General features: G+C 33.7%; 16 protein-coding genes. 12 read left to right on the top strand and 4 right to left on the bottom strand.

The window, feature by feature from the left end; all coding sequences use genetic code 11:
* Positions 1-127: 127 nt before the first annotated feature.
* From pfkA to ITJ86_RS08755, 4 genes are all read left to right on the top strand, one after another.
* Positions 128-1,114: a 6-phosphofructokinase gene (gene pfkA / locus ITJ86_RS08770; RefSeq protein WP_195871265.1), complete on the top strand. Its 987-nt coding sequence runs from the start codon at positions 128-130 to the stop codon at positions 1,112-1,114.
* Between the two features lie 31 nt (positions 1,115-1,145).
* Positions 1,146-2,147: a type I glyceraldehyde-3-phosphate dehydrogenase gene (gap, locus tag ITJ86_RS08765; RefSeq protein ID WP_195871264.1), complete on the top strand. Its 1,002-nt coding sequence runs from the start codon at positions 1,146-1,148 to the stop codon at positions 2,145-2,147.
* Positions 2,148-2,230: 83 nt separating this feature from the next.
* Complete coding sequence (locus tag ITJ86_RS08760) at positions 2,231-3,100, top strand: N-acetylglucosamine kinase (RefSeq protein ID WP_195871263.1); 870 nt, start codon at positions 2,231-2,233, stop codon at positions 3,098-3,100.
* A 118-nt stretch (positions 3,101-3,218) separates the two neighbouring features.
* The gene (locus ITJ86_RS08755; RefSeq protein WP_195871262.1) at positions 3,219-3,401 is read left to right on the top strand and encodes a hypothetical protein; all 183 of its coding nucleotides are present in this window, start codon (positions 3,219-3,221) and stop codon (positions 3,399-3,401) included.
* Between the two features lie 53 nt (positions 3,402-3,454).
* Here ITJ86_RS08755 and ITJ86_RS08750 read toward each other — a convergent pair whose 3' ends face one another.
* Together ITJ86_RS08750 and ITJ86_RS08745 are read right to left on the bottom strand one after the other, a co-directional pair.
* The gene (locus ITJ86_RS08750) at positions 3,455-4,720 is read right to left on the bottom strand and encodes an MFS transporter (RefSeq protein ID WP_195871261.1); all 1,266 of its coding nucleotides are present in this window, start codon (positions 4,718-4,720) and stop codon (positions 3,455-3,457) included.
* A gap of 1 nt (position 4,721) precedes the next feature.
* The gene (locus tag ITJ86_RS08745) at positions 4,722-6,350 is read right to left on the bottom strand and encodes an acyl-CoA carboxylase subunit beta (protein ID WP_195871260.1); all 1,629 of its coding nucleotides are present in this window, start codon (positions 6,348-6,350) and stop codon (positions 4,722-4,724) included.
* Positions 6,351-6,535: 185 nt separating this feature from the next.
* Between ITJ86_RS08745 and ITJ86_RS08740 the strand changes: the two genes are divergently transcribed.
* The 6 genes from ITJ86_RS08740 to ettA all read left to right on the top strand — a co-directional run bounded on the left by ITJ86_RS08740 (position 6,536) and on the right by ettA (position 10,642).
* Positions 6,536-7,066: an NADPH-dependent FMN reductase gene (locus tag ITJ86_RS08740; protein WP_195871259.1), complete on the top strand. Its 531-nt coding sequence runs from the start codon at positions 6,536-6,538 to the stop codon at positions 7,064-7,066.
* A 3-nt stretch (positions 7,067-7,069) separates the two neighbouring features.
* Positions 7,070-7,351, top strand: a complete 282-nt coding sequence (locus tag ITJ86_RS08735) for a GNAT family N-acetyltransferase (protein WP_195871258.1) — start codon at positions 7,070-7,072, stop codon at positions 7,349-7,351.
* 31 nt (positions 7,352-7,382) lie between these two features.
* The gene (locus ITJ86_RS08730; protein WP_195871257.1) at positions 7,383-7,820 is read left to right on the top strand and encodes a MarR family winged helix-turn-helix transcriptional regulator; all 438 of its coding nucleotides are present in this window, start codon (positions 7,383-7,385) and stop codon (positions 7,818-7,820) included.
* Between the two features lie 31 nt (positions 7,821-7,851).
* Positions 7,852-8,577 carry a pirin family protein gene (locus ITJ86_RS08725; protein WP_195871256.1) on the top strand — a complete coding sequence of 242 codons (726 nt, stop codon included), beginning with the start codon at positions 7,852-7,854 and terminating at the stop codon, positions 8,575-8,577.
* A gap of 93 nt (positions 8,578-8,670) precedes the next feature.
* Entirely contained in the window at positions 8,671-8,853 is a 183-nt protein-coding gene (locus ITJ86_RS08720; RefSeq protein WP_157361696.1) for a CAL67264 family membrane protein, read from the top strand.
* 97 nt (positions 8,854-8,950) lie between these two features.
* Complete coding sequence (gene ettA, locus ITJ86_RS08715; protein ID WP_195871255.1) at positions 8,951-10,642, top strand: energy-dependent translational throttle protein EttA; 1,692 nt, start codon at positions 8,951-8,953, stop codon at positions 10,640-10,642.
* 50 nt (positions 10,643-10,692) lie between these two features.
* Here ettA and ITJ86_RS08710 read toward each other — a convergent pair whose 3' ends face one another.
* Together ITJ86_RS08710 and ITJ86_RS08705 are read right to left on the bottom strand one after the other, a co-directional pair.
* Positions 10,693-10,896, bottom strand: coding sequence for a hypothetical protein (locus ITJ86_RS08710; RefSeq protein ID WP_195871254.1), 204 nt, complete (start codon positions 10,894-10,896; stop codon positions 10,693-10,695).
* Positions 10,897-10,905: 9 nt separating this feature from the next.
* Entirely contained in the window at positions 10,906-11,133 is a 228-nt protein-coding gene (locus ITJ86_RS08705) for a hypothetical protein (RefSeq protein WP_195871253.1), read from the bottom strand.
* Positions 11,134-11,447: 314 nt separating this feature from the next.
* On the opposite strand from ITJ86_RS08705, the gene ITJ86_RS08700 reads away from it, so the two are divergent.
* Complete coding sequence (locus ITJ86_RS08700; RefSeq protein WP_195871252.1) at positions 11,448-12,794, top strand: microtubule-binding protein; 1,347 nt, start codon at positions 11,448-11,450, stop codon at positions 12,792-12,794.
* A gap of 609 nt (positions 12,795-13,403) precedes the next feature.
* Complete coding sequence (locus ITJ86_RS08695; protein ID WP_195871251.1) at positions 13,404-14,465, top strand: hypothetical protein; 1,062 nt, start codon at positions 13,404-13,406, stop codon at positions 14,463-14,465.
* Positions 14,466-14,469: the final 4 nt, after the last annotated feature.

Raw genomic sequence — 14,469 nt, 5'->3', positions numbered from 1 at the left:
AAATCTTCATAGTTATTAAATACTTATTAACGAAAACGTTTGAATTGTTTTTTAGTAATTATTTTTATGACAATAGTCACTTTTTTATATGAAGAGTTTCTTAATTTTACTGTAAATAAATACGTAAATGCTACAAACAATAAAAAAAATAGGTGTTTTAACTTCTGGAGGAGATGCGCCAGGAATGAATGCTGCAATTAGATCCGTAGTAAGAACTTGTGCTTTTCATAATATTCAATGCTTCGGTATTTATAGAGGATATGAAGGTGTCATTGATGGAGATTTTGTTGAAATGGATGCACGTAGTGTTAAAGGTATCATTAATAAAGGTGGTACAATTTTAAAATCTGCACGTTCTAAAGAGTTTAGAACAAAAGAAGGTCGACAAAAAGGTTATGACCAATTAAAAAAAGCAGGAATTGATGCTTTGGTGATCATTGGTGGAGATGGTAGTTTTACAGGAGCCATGATTTTTAATCAGGAATTTAACTTTCCAGTTATGGGGATTCCTGGAACCATTGATAACGATATTTTTGGTACAACGCATACATTAGGATACGATACAGCTTTAAATACAGTTGTAGATGCTATCGATAAAATTAGAGATACAGCCAGCTCGCATAACAGATTGTTCTTTGTTGAAGTGATGGGTAGAGATGTCGGGCACATTGCATTAAATGTTGGTATAGCAGGTGGTGCTGAAGAAATCTTAATTCCCGAAGAAGATTTAGGATTAGACAGGTTAGTTGAATCGCTGAGACGAAGTAAAAAATCTGGAAAATCATCGAGTATCGTTGTCGTTGCCGAAGGTGATAAAATAGGTAAAAGTGTTTTTGAACTTAAGGATTATGTCGATGAGAATATGGAAGGTTACGATGTAAGAGTATCTGTACTTGGACACATGCAACGTGGAGGTGCACCTTCATGTTTCGATAGAGTCTTTGCAAGTAGAATGGGAGTAAAAGCTGTAGAAAGTATAATTACAGGAAAAAGTAATTACATGGTTGGTATGAAAAACGATGTTATTGATTTAACACCATTTGACCAAGCTGTAAAAGGAAAATCAAAAATAAACAAGGAACTTTTAAGAGTTTCTGATATAATGTCAATATAAATAAGAACAAAAATTAAACAAAGATAGAGTAATGGCAAATTTAAAATTAGGAATCAACGGATTCGGTAGAATAGGAAGAATTGTATTTAGAGCAACTGTAAAGCGTAACGACGTTGATGTTGTTGCAATTAATGATTTATTAGATGTAGATCACTTAGCATATTTATTAAAGTACGATTCAGTACATGGTAGGTTTGATGGAACAGTAGAGGTAAAGGACGGACAATTAATAGTAGACGGAAAAACAATTCGTGTAACTGCTGAAAAAGATCCTAAAAATCTTAAATGGGATGAAGCAGGAGCAACTGTAGTTGCAGAATGTACAGGTATCTTTACTTCGCTTGAAACAGCACAATACCATATTGATGGTGGTGCTAAAAAAGTAGTAATTTCTGCACCTAGTAAAGATGCACCAATGTTTGTAATGGGTGTTAATGATAGTAAGTTAACTGCTAATGATACTATTGTGTCTAATGCATCTTGTACAACAAACTGTTTGGCTCCAATTTCTAAAGTAATTGAAGATAACTTTGGTATTGAAGAAGGCTTAATGACAACAATTCACGCGGCAACGTCTACACAGTTTACTGTAGATGCACCTTCACGTAAAAATTACCGTTTAGGGCGTTCTGCAATTAACAATATTATTCCAAGTTCTACAGGTGCTGCAAAAGCAGTAGGTAAAGTAATACCTGAATTAGACGGAAAGTTAACAGGTATGGCATTTAGAGTACCAACTGTAGATGTATCTGTTGTAGATTTAACGGTTAAAACAAAGAAAGCAACATCTTTAGAAGCTATTAAAGCGGCTATGAAAAATGCCTCTGAAACTTCTATGGAAGGTGTATTAGGTTATACAGAAGATGCTGTAGTATCTCAAGATTTTGTAAGTGAAGAACGCACTAGTGTTTTTGATGCAGATGCGTCAATTGAATTAAACTCTACATTCTTTAAGTTAGTGTCTTGGTACGATAATGAGTTTGGTTATTCAAACAAATTGGTTGATTTAGCTCAAAAAGTAAACAGCTTATAATATATAACATTGTAATAATTCTAAAATTCCGTAGGATTATGAATTAGTCATAGTCTACGGAATTTTTATTATACTTTAATTTCATGATTTTAATTACAGACGGAGGGTCTACAAAGTGTGATTGGATTGCCATTGATGACGATGGTAAACAAAGCGTTGATAAAATCCGCACCAAAGGATTAAACCCAGCCATTGTTGCAGAAAAAAAACTAAATAAAATTATTCGAAAGAGTAAAGAGTTAATGGCTCTTGCTGATGAGGTGACTCATATTTATTTTTATGGAGCAGGTTGTGGTACTGATAAGCCAACTTTACTACTAAAATCAATACTAGAGTTTTACTTTAAAAACGCCATTGTAGAAGTTAGAGAAGACACCTACGCTGCAGTAAGAGCATGTATTGAGTCTAATGATGAAGCTGCTGTGGTTTGTATCTTAGGAACCGGATCTAATTGTAGTTATTTTGATGGTAAAGATCTACACCAACGTGTATCTAGTCTTGGCTTTATTTTAATGGACGATGCCAGCGGAAATTATTTCGGTAAACAACTCATTAGAGACTATTTCTTTAATAAAATGCCAGATACCATTAGTGTTGCGTTTGCGCATAAGCATAATTTAGATGCAGATTTTATTAAATATAATCTTTATAAGCAAACCAATCCAAGTGCCTATCTCGCAGATCATGCTGAGTTTATGTTTATAAATAAAGATTCAGAATATATAAGTAATATTATTACCAAAGGCATTCGGTTATTTGCCGAAAATATGATTCTTCAGTATAAAGATGAATTAAAATCAGGTGTTCCAGTTCACTTTGCAGGTTCTATCGCTTATTTTGGTCAAGCTGAAATTAAGCAAGTTGCAAAAGAATACGGATTTAAAGTGGGTAATTTTGTAAGACGACCAATAGAAGGCTTAGTAGATTATCACGTTAAAAATTTAAAACAATAAAAAAACTTTACAACGCAGTTTTGTTCATTTCCTGTTAATAAAACACGGCTTACCTGTTGTAAAACTTATTAATTGGTTATATCTTTGTACCAACAAAACGTAAAAAACGACAATTATTATGTTCGACTTTGATCAGTACTTAGGATTTTTAGCATTTTTAACCATATTAACAATTGGGTTTTGGTTAATGATTTTCCTTATGACTTTTGTAATCCCTTATTGGTTATTTGGTTCAACAATGGAACGTTTAAAAGAAATGAAAGCAGAAAAGAAAGCTAAGCGTGAAGGTTTAACGCAGTAATAGTTTTATATCATATTAAAAAAAGAGCGCAATTTGCGCTCTTTTTTTATGCCTTATCTTTTCTTGGTAGTACGGTAAAAACCATACGAAGCTAATAACCCAATACAACTAAATAATACTAATACCATAAAGGTGTTCTGTAAACCTGTGATTTTATCCGGATTATCTAATAAAATTCCAAAAAGTGGACCTGAGAAAATTTCAGGAGTATAGCCAATTACAGAAATCAATCCAACAGCAGTTCCGGTTAAAGCAACGGGAATTTTTGCTTCATCTAAGGTTGCAAAATACAACACTCGACAAGAATAAACTCCAATAGCTAAAAGCAAAATATTGATGGTAAATAGCAACGTCGTATTGGCATTAATAAGATCAGACGTAAATAACAAGCTCGATATTATAGAGACTATAAATCCTATCATAAGCCATAAAGACGGTTTCGTTTTATCTGCCAAAAGCCCAATAACCACTCCAATAACTGGTCTAATATATAAAAGGAAAGTTCCAATAGCTGCAGAATCAATAGGATCGTATTTCATTACGCTAGTAGCGTAAAGTGTAAAAATATCAGTCGCTTTATAACCTGTATAAGCACAAATAATAATGAGCATCAACAACCAAATAGATGGCATTTTTAATAATACTTTAAAACTTGACCTGTCAAATAATTCTGATTGCTTCTGAGCTGATTTGGTTTGTAGTGGTTTTAAAAAGAAATAAACCAATAAAGCTATTAATGCAACAAGTATAGAACAAACTAGGATTACTTGTTTAAAAGCTTCTTTACGTTCTATAAGTGTACTATTAGAAATATCAGTCGCAATAAATAATGTAAATACAAAGACACCAATAGAGCCAAATGCAGCTGCTACTAAACCACGACCACCATCTAAGAAGCCAAAAGCCAAACCTTGCTTTTTGTCGCCTCCCCAAATTCTAGTGGCTTTAATCATTGCTGCCCAAAATAAAAAAATGGTTGTAAAACCCCAATAGCCATATAAAATCTTTAGCTCAAAATAATTAGGGAATGTCGCCAAATATAAACCGCCAACAGCAGTTAAGAGTAGTGCTAAAGCCATCAACTTATTGGGGTGAAATTTATCAGCTAATGGACCACCAAACAAATAGGAGACCAGTGCTACAATACCATAAATTGAAAAGCAATATCCAATATCTTCATTATTGATAGCAAGGACTTCAAGAAATGTTGGTCTAAAAATACGTTGCAATACAAAAGGTAAAATAAAAACAGCCTCAGCTGCTAATATCAATAATATTATAACATACAAAGGCTGTTTTTTTATGTTGTCTTTCTGCATGTTATACTTGCAGAACTCCCATATTAAAAGGTTTCTCAATAGGAGCGTGGTTAGCGGCTTCAATGCCCATAGAAATCCAAGTTCTGGTATCTAAAGGATCAATAACGCCATCTGTCCAAATTCTAGAAGCTGCATAATATGGAGACACTTGGTCATCGTATCTCGATTTTATCTTGTTGAATAATTCCTCCTCTTTTTCCTTAGTAATGGTTTCGCCTTTCTTTTTAAGCGAAGCCGTTTCAATCTGAAGCAATACTTTTGCAGCAGAATTTCCACTCATTACAGCGAGTTCTGCACTTGGCCAAGCAGCAATCAACCTTGGGTCGTAAGCTTTTCCGCACATCGCATAATTTCCTGCACCATAACTATTTCCTAAAACAATAGTAAATTTAGGTACTACAGAATTACTAACGGCATTTACCATTTTAGCGCCATCTTTAATTATTCCGGAATGTTCAGACTTACTACCCACCATAAATCCTGTTACATCTTGAAGAAATACCAAAGGAATTTTTTTCTGATTACAATTCGCTATAAAACGTGTGGCTTTATCTGCAGAATCGTTATAAATAACTCCACCGAACTGCATTTCGCCTTTTTTAGTTTTTACTAGTTTTCGTTGATTAGCCACAATACCAACAGCCCAACCTTCAATTCTCGCATAAGCAGTGATAATGGTTTTACCATAATCTTCTTTGTATTCATCAAATTCAGAATTATCAACCAAGCGCTTTATGATCTCTTTCATATCATATTGGTCCGCTCGACCTTTTGGAAGAATGCCGTAGATATCTTCAGGATTCTCTTTAGGTTTTTTAGAATCGGCTCTATTGTAACCTGCTTTATCAAAATCACCAATTTTATCAACTATAGATTTTATTTTGTCTAAAGCAGCTTTGTCATCTTTGGCTTTATAATCTGTAACCCCAGAAATTTCACAATGTGTCGTTGCACCTCCTAGAGTTTCATTGTCTATTGATTCTCCAATAGCAGCTTTTACCAAATAACTTCCAGCTAAGAAAATACTTCCTGTTTTATCAACAATCAACGCTTCATCACTCATAATAGGTAAATACGCTCCACCTGCAACGCAACTTCCCATAACAGCAGCAATTTGGGTAATTCCCATACTACTCATTACGGCATTATTTCTAAAAATGCGTCCAAAGTGTTCCTTGTCTGGAAAAATTTCGTCTTGCATTGGGAGGAAAACTCCAGCGCTATCTACTAAATAAATAATCGGTAATCGGTTTTCAATAGCAATTTCTTGAGCACGTAAATTCTTCTTTCCTGTAATAGGAAACCAAGCTCCAGCTTTTACTGTAGCATCATTGGCCACAACAATGCATTGCTTTCCTTGTATATAACCCATTTTTACAACCACACCTCCAGAAGGGCAGCCTCCATATTGTTCATACATACCATCACCTGCAAATGCACCTATTTCTATAGATTTAGCTTTAGGATCTAACAGGTAGTTTATGCGCTCACGAGCCGTCATCTTACCTTTACTGTGATGTTTAGCGATGCTTTTTTCGCCACCACCTAATTTTACCTGAGCGAAACGTTTTTTTAGATCAGAAACTAAAAGTTTATTGTGATCTTCGTTTTTATTGAATTTGATATCCATATTTTTTTGCCCACAAAAGCGGGTGTCTTTTATAAGGTTATAGCTTTACTTTGTTTTGTACGAATTTACAAAACGAATCCATGTTTGGAAAGTGAATGTTTTGTTAAAATATAATACAGGGAATTATATTCCTTGGGATATATATGATTTTATTGTAAATTTAAACTTCAAAAAAAACAATTTTAATGAAACATATAATAGCATTTGCTGGTAGTAACAGTTCCGATTCAATCAATAAACAATTAGTAACCTATACAGCATCGCTTGTAGATAATGCAAAAGCTACAATTTTAGATCTTAATGATTTCGATTTACCAATCTTTAGTAAAGATTTGGAAGCCAAAGAAGGTATTCCAGAAAATGCCATCAAATTTTTAGATATCCTGAAAGAAGGGGATGGCATTATAGTATCATTAGCAGAAAATAATGGATCATATGCAGCTGTATTTAAAAATTTATTCGATTGGTTGTCGCGAGCAGAACAGAAAAATTGGTTAGGAAAACCTATGTTATTAATGGCATCCTCACCAGGAGCTAGAGGCGGACAATCGGTTTTACAAATAGCTTTAGATCGTTTTCCGCGACATAATGCTGATATCGTTGGAAAATATTCACTTCCATCTTTTAATGATAACTTTTCTGAAGGAAAGATTACCAATACAGAGTTAAATAATGAATTATTAACGCAAGTCAAACAATTTAAAAATAGTATTTAAATCATGGAATTAAAACATATAGAATCAAAATCAGAAAATAAATTTTACCTGTTAGACGGAGATAAAGAGATAGGTGAGATGACTTATGTATATACCGAAGACCAAACTATTGACCTTAACCATACAGAAATTGATAGCGCTTACCGAGGGCAAAGTCTAGGACAAAAACTGATTAATGCTGCCATAGATTTTTTAATAAAAAACAATTTAAAAGCGACAGCAAGTTGTCCTTATGCTAAAAAGATGTTAGAGCGAAGCGAACAGTATTCTGCTGTAAAAGTTTAAACTCCATCTCTTCAAAAGACCAAAGACTTATATGGGAAACATAGCAAAAGATATCAATTCAACCTTCGAGAATAATCGAATTAAAGCCATGCTGAATATCGTTTATACAGCAAATTGGATTACGAGTCGTCAGAATATATTTTTTAAAGACTATGGCATCTCTCAACAACAGTATAATATATTACGAATATTAAAAGGCGCTGACAAACCACTAAGGGTTAAAACCATTAAAAGCAGAATGTTAGAGCGTTCACCAAACGCCACGCGATTAATGGATAAACTTTGTGCTAAAGACCTCATTGAACGGTTTCCGTCTGAGAATGATAGACGTGTTGTAAAAATTGCAATCACCAAAACGGGTATGAATCTCTTAGAGTCCATTCCAGATGATTTTAATAACGAGATTATTAAAAACCTGAATGAAGATGAGGCCAACCAGCTAAGTGACTTGTTAGATAAAATGCGTTGACCAATTCCTACGAATGCAGTAATCTCATATCATGAAAAAAATAATACATAAAGCAGAAGACAGAGGGTTTGCAAACCATGGGTGGTTACAGGCTAATCATTCGTTTAGTTTTGCAAGTTGGCATAATCCCGAAAAAGTACATTTTGGAGCTTTAAGAGTTTTAAATGATGATGTCATTGCACCAAAAATGGGCTTTGGTACACATCCACACGATAATATGGAAATTATTACAATGCCATTACAAGGCATTTTAAAACATCGAGATAACATGAATACTGAATGGCAAGCTGTAGTTCCAGGTGAGGTGCAAGTAATGTCAGCAGGAACAGGAGTTCAGCATTCTGAAATTAACGGATCTGTTGATGAACATTTGAGTTTGTTTCAAATTTGGATTATTCCCGAAAAACGAAATGTAGAACCTCGTTATGATCAAAAACGGTTTAATGCAAACGCTAGAAAAAATAAACTTCAAACAGTAGTAACGTCTTTTAAAGATGCGGATAATGAGAGTTTGAAAATTCATCAAGATGTAAAAATTTCACGTATTGACTTATCTAAAGGAACGTCGTTCAAATATAAATTGAAAAGTGAAAAACACGGAGTTTATATGATGAATATCTTTGGATCCATTGAAGTGGAAGGAGACATTTTAGACGCTAGAGATGCTGTCGGAATTTCAGAAATTGATAGTTTTACTGTCACATCATATTCCGACAGTGAATTATTATGTATTGAAGTTCCTATGCTAAAATTGTAATTTATTTATGATAGAAGCATCACCAATTGTGGCATTTTGTTTATTTAAAATACGATATTTGTAAATTAACTAACTATTAAACTAAGATTGATTATGGCAATGAATAAAAATACAGTACTGTCTTGGGCTACCTGGATTATGATATTTGTAGGACTTGGGCTTATTGCTCTTGGAGCATTTAGGTACGATGATGTTGCAGGTTGGGGATTCGCAGCTGTTGGAGGCGGTTTTTTCTGCATCGCATGGGTATTTAATGCGCTAAAGGGTAGAGTTTAATTTCTTAACTGTACTTTATAACAACCGCTTTTTTAAAAACATTATTAATTCTAAAACTTTATATCTCTTTGACTAAAGTTTAAAAACTAACAACCAAATGAGTGACGATAAAAAAGTAATTTTCGCAATGTCTGGTCTTACAAAGACCTTTTCAGGAGCAAACACTCCTGTTTTAAAAAATATATACTTAAGCTTCTTTTATGGAGCTAAGATTGGGATTTTAGGTCTCAACGGATCAGGTAAATCTACCTTATTAAAGATTATCGCAGGAGTCGATAAAAACTACCAAGGTGATGTTGTTTTTCAACCTGGTTATTCGGTTGGATACTTAGAACAAGAGCCACAACTAGATGATGAAAAGACGGTTATGGAAGTCGTTAAAGAAGGTGCTGCTGAAACGGTTGCCATTCTAGATGAATACAATAGTATTAACGATCAGTTTGGCTTAGAAGAAGTTTATAGTAATCCAGATAAGATGGAGAAACTTATGAACCGTCAAGCTGAATTGCAAGATCAAATTGATGCTGCAGGAGCATGGGAATTAGATACCAAGCTAGAAATAGCCATGGACGCATTAAGAACTCCAGATGGAAATAAAAAAATTGGAGTGCTTTCTGGTGGTGAACGTCGTCGTGTAGCGTTATGCCGTTTATTATTACAAGAACCAGATGTGCTATTATTAGATGAGCCTACCAACCATTTAGATGCAGAATCTGTGCATTGGTTAGAACATCATTTAGCACAATATAAAGGAACGGTTATTGCTGTAACACACGATAGATATTTTCTAGATAATGTGGCGGGTTGGATTTTAGAACTCGATAGAGGTGAAGGTATTCCTTGGAAAGGAAACTACTCGTCTTGGTTAGATCAAAAATCGAAACGTATGGCGCAAGAAAGCAAAACAGCTTCTAAACGTCAAAAAACCTTAGAACGCGAGCTCGATTGGGTACGTCAAGGGACAAAAGGTCGTCAAACAAAGCAAAAAGCACGTTTGAAGAACTATGACAAACTTATGAGTCAAGATCAAAAACAACTCGACGAAAAATTAGAAATCTATATTCCTAACGGTCCACGTTTAGGAACTAATGTTATTGAAGCCCTTGGTGTTGCTAAAGGTTACGATGATAAATTATTGTATGATGATTTAAATTTTAATTTGCCTCAGGCAGGTATTGTTGGTATTATTGGACCAAATGGTGCTGGTAAAACAACCATTTTCAGAATGATAATGGGAGAAGAAACACCAGACAAAGGAGAATTTAAAGTCGGAGAAACAGCTAAGATTGCTTACGTCGATCAAAAACACTCTAACATTGATCCGGAAAAAACAATTTGGCAGAACTTCAGTGACGAGCAAGAGTTGGTTATGATGGGTGGAAAAGAAGTCAATTCTAGAGCCTATTTAAGTCGATTTAATTTCTCTGGTGGTGAACAAAATAAAAAGGTAAAACTACTTTCTGGTGGTGAGCGAAACCGTTTACATTTAGCAATGACACTAAAAGAAGAAGGTAATGTATTACTTTTAGATGAGCCTACTAATGATTTAGATGTTAATACATTACGTGCGCTAGAAGAAGGTTTAGAAAACTTTGCAGGTTGTGCCGTTGTTATTAGTCACGATAGATGGTTCTTAGATAGAATCTGTACGCATATTTTAGCTTTTGAAGGTGATTCACAAGTCTATTTCTTCGAAGGAGGATTTAGTGATTACGAAGAAAATAAGAAGAAACGTTTAGGTGGAGATATCATGCCAAAACGAATTAAGTATAGAAAATTAGTGCGATAATTTTAATTGCATTTAAACGAAAAAAAGAGCCAGCAAATTGCTGGCTCTTTTTATTTATCACTGTAGATGTGATTATTATTTAGGTAATAATTGTTTTCAATATTTAAGTTTTGTAAGTCTTCAAAATTAGACTGAAAATTACCTATTTCCCTATTTATAGATGCATCATGCTCATGTGCGTACAAATCAGCTTTACTATAAAAGATAAATATGGCAAAAAATATAAAAAAAGGAATTAATACTATAAGACTCATAGTCATTTATTAATTATCATCATAAAGATGACCGCTTGATAAATCTTCACCAGATTTTTCATAATCCGTATAAGCGTTAGTTTGCATTAACTTTCTATTTTCTGCTTTGAGCTTATACATCTTAAGGATTGCTACTAAAATAAAAACAAGAAAAATCGTTGCCACAGCTATTAAAATCATTGTAAGTTGTGTTGTCGTCACAATTATAGCCTTTGAAAACAGGTTAATATTTATCATTTTACTTTGTAGATTTGGATTCTATAATGTAAATATAGAAAAAAAGTTGATGTTAAATACTTAATATTAAAATATTTACAATCTTTTAGTTCATAATAACACCGATAAACTGTTAAAAAAGTCCGTTAAACCACTGTGTTTTTAAGGGAAACAGAAAGTTATCTAACTGTTAAGCAAATTTAATATTTTTTATTTTTTGTAACATTTTCAAAATATATGCTACTTATATTTTAGCAATTAAAGTTTTTATAGTCTTAAAAATTTACCGAAATTGTTATCCTTTAAATTGTTCAACTTAATAACACTAGACAAATATGCCTGATGATTTTGATTTATTAGAAACCAATTCGCAAGAAAAAACTGAAAAAGTTGATGTCAATTGGGGAAAAGCGATTGACCAAATGAAGTCAAAGCTGGCTCAAGAAGATGACCCAGAAAGTCGTCAGAAAATATTAAACGCAACATTAGACAATGTTGTAGATATGGCAGAAAAAGATAGAACTACTTTATTAGATGCCATTAAAGACTTAACAGATTACCAAGATGAAGTAGGTATAATGTTTGAAGGCTTTTCGGCCCTAAATGCTGCAGAACAAAAAATCATTGACGATGCTATTAAACGTTTAGAGCGTGCAAAAGTTGAACTAGAAGACGCTAAAAACAAACCAGATACGTGGTGGAATAATCTTTGGGGACGAAAAAGTAAAATAAGAGATGCAGAACAAGAACTTCAAAATGCACAGAAAGAGCGCGATGCTTCAGACAACAAAGCAAAAGCTATGTTTCAGCAACGTATCGAAACTGCAGATGTTCAGACGTTATTAAACGAGTTGTCATTTAAAAGTCAGGCGGCAATCCAACGTTTAAAAGATAGAGAAATCGAAATAAAAGAAGTTGAAGAAAGTCTTAAAACGGCCATAGTAGAAGCTTCTAATAATCATACAAAAGCCCTTCAAAAGAAACAAGAAGTAGAAGATAAGCTCGAAGAGCAGTATGCACTTTTAAAACAAGCACGTCAGGCTTTAGAAGAAGTAGCAGATAAACAATCTACAGAATATTCAGATGCCTTAGCCAAAGTAACCACTTTAGAGCAAAAAGTTGAAGAGTTAGAAGGTCTCAAAAATGCTTACACCACCTTAGCAGCTTCAAAGGATAGTTTTGTGCATAAGCATAATCTTACCATTAAAGTGTTAACGTCGTTACGTAGTAATTTACAAACACATCGTGCAAAATTAAAGTCAGATACAGACGAGCGACTTAAATATTACGATGGTTATGTGGTAGCATTAAAAGCACGTACAGATCAAGAATTCGCAGCTATTTTAGAGCATTTAGGGGTTAAAACCGATGAGCATATTGGAGAAACATTGGCTGCCATGCATACCGCAAGTGCTAAAGCGCGTCAAGAAATGATGGATAATATACCGGTTCACGAAAAAGTAATGCAAGGTGTTTACGGCAGTTATGCAGAAGCCTTAGGAGAAATCAGAACTAAAGATGCAGAAATCCAAAAGAACTTTGCAGACCGTTATGGTATTGACATGAAAGAAATTTTTGATGAATATTATAAAGTAGATCCAAATGCACCAACTGGTGATGGAGGAGGAGAGCCAGCAGGCCAACCAAAACCAGAAGCTAGTGAAGATGATCTTTTAGGGTAATTTAATAATGGCGTTACCTACTTTTGTTTTTAATGACAAAAGTAGGTCAGGCTTTCACTACTCGCTCTCTGCGAGGAGCTCAAACAGGCCGTTCAATCCTTAACGCAATAACTCGAGTTCATAGAAGGAAACAATTACTAATTATAACAAAATAGAAAGAACTATGACTAATAGAGGATTGCTACTATTTTTAATCATATTCTTTGTGTTCTCGTCAATTGGAAATTATATGTTTCGGCATGAGAAAGATATTATTTCTTCAATAGCAATTTCTGCAGTTTCTTCATTAGTCGTTCTCTTGATTTTTATTGTAAAGCGTGAATGGGATAAAAACAAAAAAAAGTGAATGTTGAAAATTAATTGAATATGAATAAATCTATCAGTTTTTCTGTTATAATAGTGTTACTTTCAATTGTGACTATAATATTTATTAGTAGATCGAATAATCATTTAGAGTGTGACACAAAATCAGAAATTACATACGGGAATAATGGAGAAAAAATAATTTCTGAAATCCATTTATGTAAAGAAAAGTATAATTTGTAATAAAATATAAAGATTGGTATTCATGATTTATTGGAAACAAAATACTACCAACGGCCTACAAAAATGATAGTTACACCTTTAGACTCCGCAATATTAGATTCCAAAGAACAATATGTGTTCTATCACAAAATGATAGATTTCACATTAAAGGAACTCATTGTTGCTGTTCAACAAAAACAAATATTAAATCAGCAAGAAGTACTCTTGTTTAAACAATACAGCGATTTATTGTTGTATTCTATTGAAGCCATGCGTGTAAAATATATGTATGACGAAGAGGAAAACATGAAAGTCGATTTAACCGACTCTAGCTTTCCTAATTATTTAGAATTCCGCTATTTGTTTAACGATCTCGCCTTACGAGAAGATTATTTAGGTAAACTCACAGATGTAGATACTTTAAAAGAAGAGTTTTTAGATACATTAATGCGAAAGAAAGAGCCAATTTCTAAACGCAAACTCTTTCAAGCGGCATCTATTGTTTATTATACATCAGCAAAGAAAGAATATATTTTTAACCGTTTTGTTCAAGGTAAAATTATAACAGCTCCAGAAGGTTCGCCGGCAGAATACTTAGTCAGCTGGAGTTTCTACGATGTGTCGCATAACAGACCATTTATTTGTTACATGTACTTTAATTACGATGGTAAAGATCCTTTAAATGACCGCAACGAAATTTACAGGGCTTTAAAAACTATTGCAGATAGAGAAATGGCTTTAGATACTATGGCATATGGCATTGATAAACGTTTACCTAAAGTGCTACCTAAATTAATTAAGCGTGTCGATTTAGGACCAATTCATAATGTATTTGCTAAAGACGAAAACAAAGTGACTCATGCTATTTTACAGAGTATCGCAAATAAGGAAATTCCGTTAGAATCGTTTGCAGTTTCATTTAAGGTAGACGAGTTAAAATCCGGAAGCGAATTTAAAGAGGGTGGCTTTTTTAGTAAGCAAACCTATCAACGTTGGGATGCCGCATATAGGCAACGGTATATTTTTGCACCACATAGAATAATTCAAATGCTATATAATAAAACACCTGAGGTTATGAATAAGTTGGCGATGGCACCAGTGCAAATAAGCAGTTTAGAGTCCTCAGTTAGCAGTTATAAAAAGTAAAGTA

This window comes from Winogradskyella marina (genome assembly GCF_015645385.1).
GTDB lineage: Bacteria > Bacteroidota > Bacteroidia > Flavobacteriales > Flavobacteriaceae > Winogradskyella > Winogradskyella marina.
The sequence above is the reverse complement of the archived record's forward strand: the minus strand, read 5'-3'. Positions and strand labels throughout refer to the sequence as shown.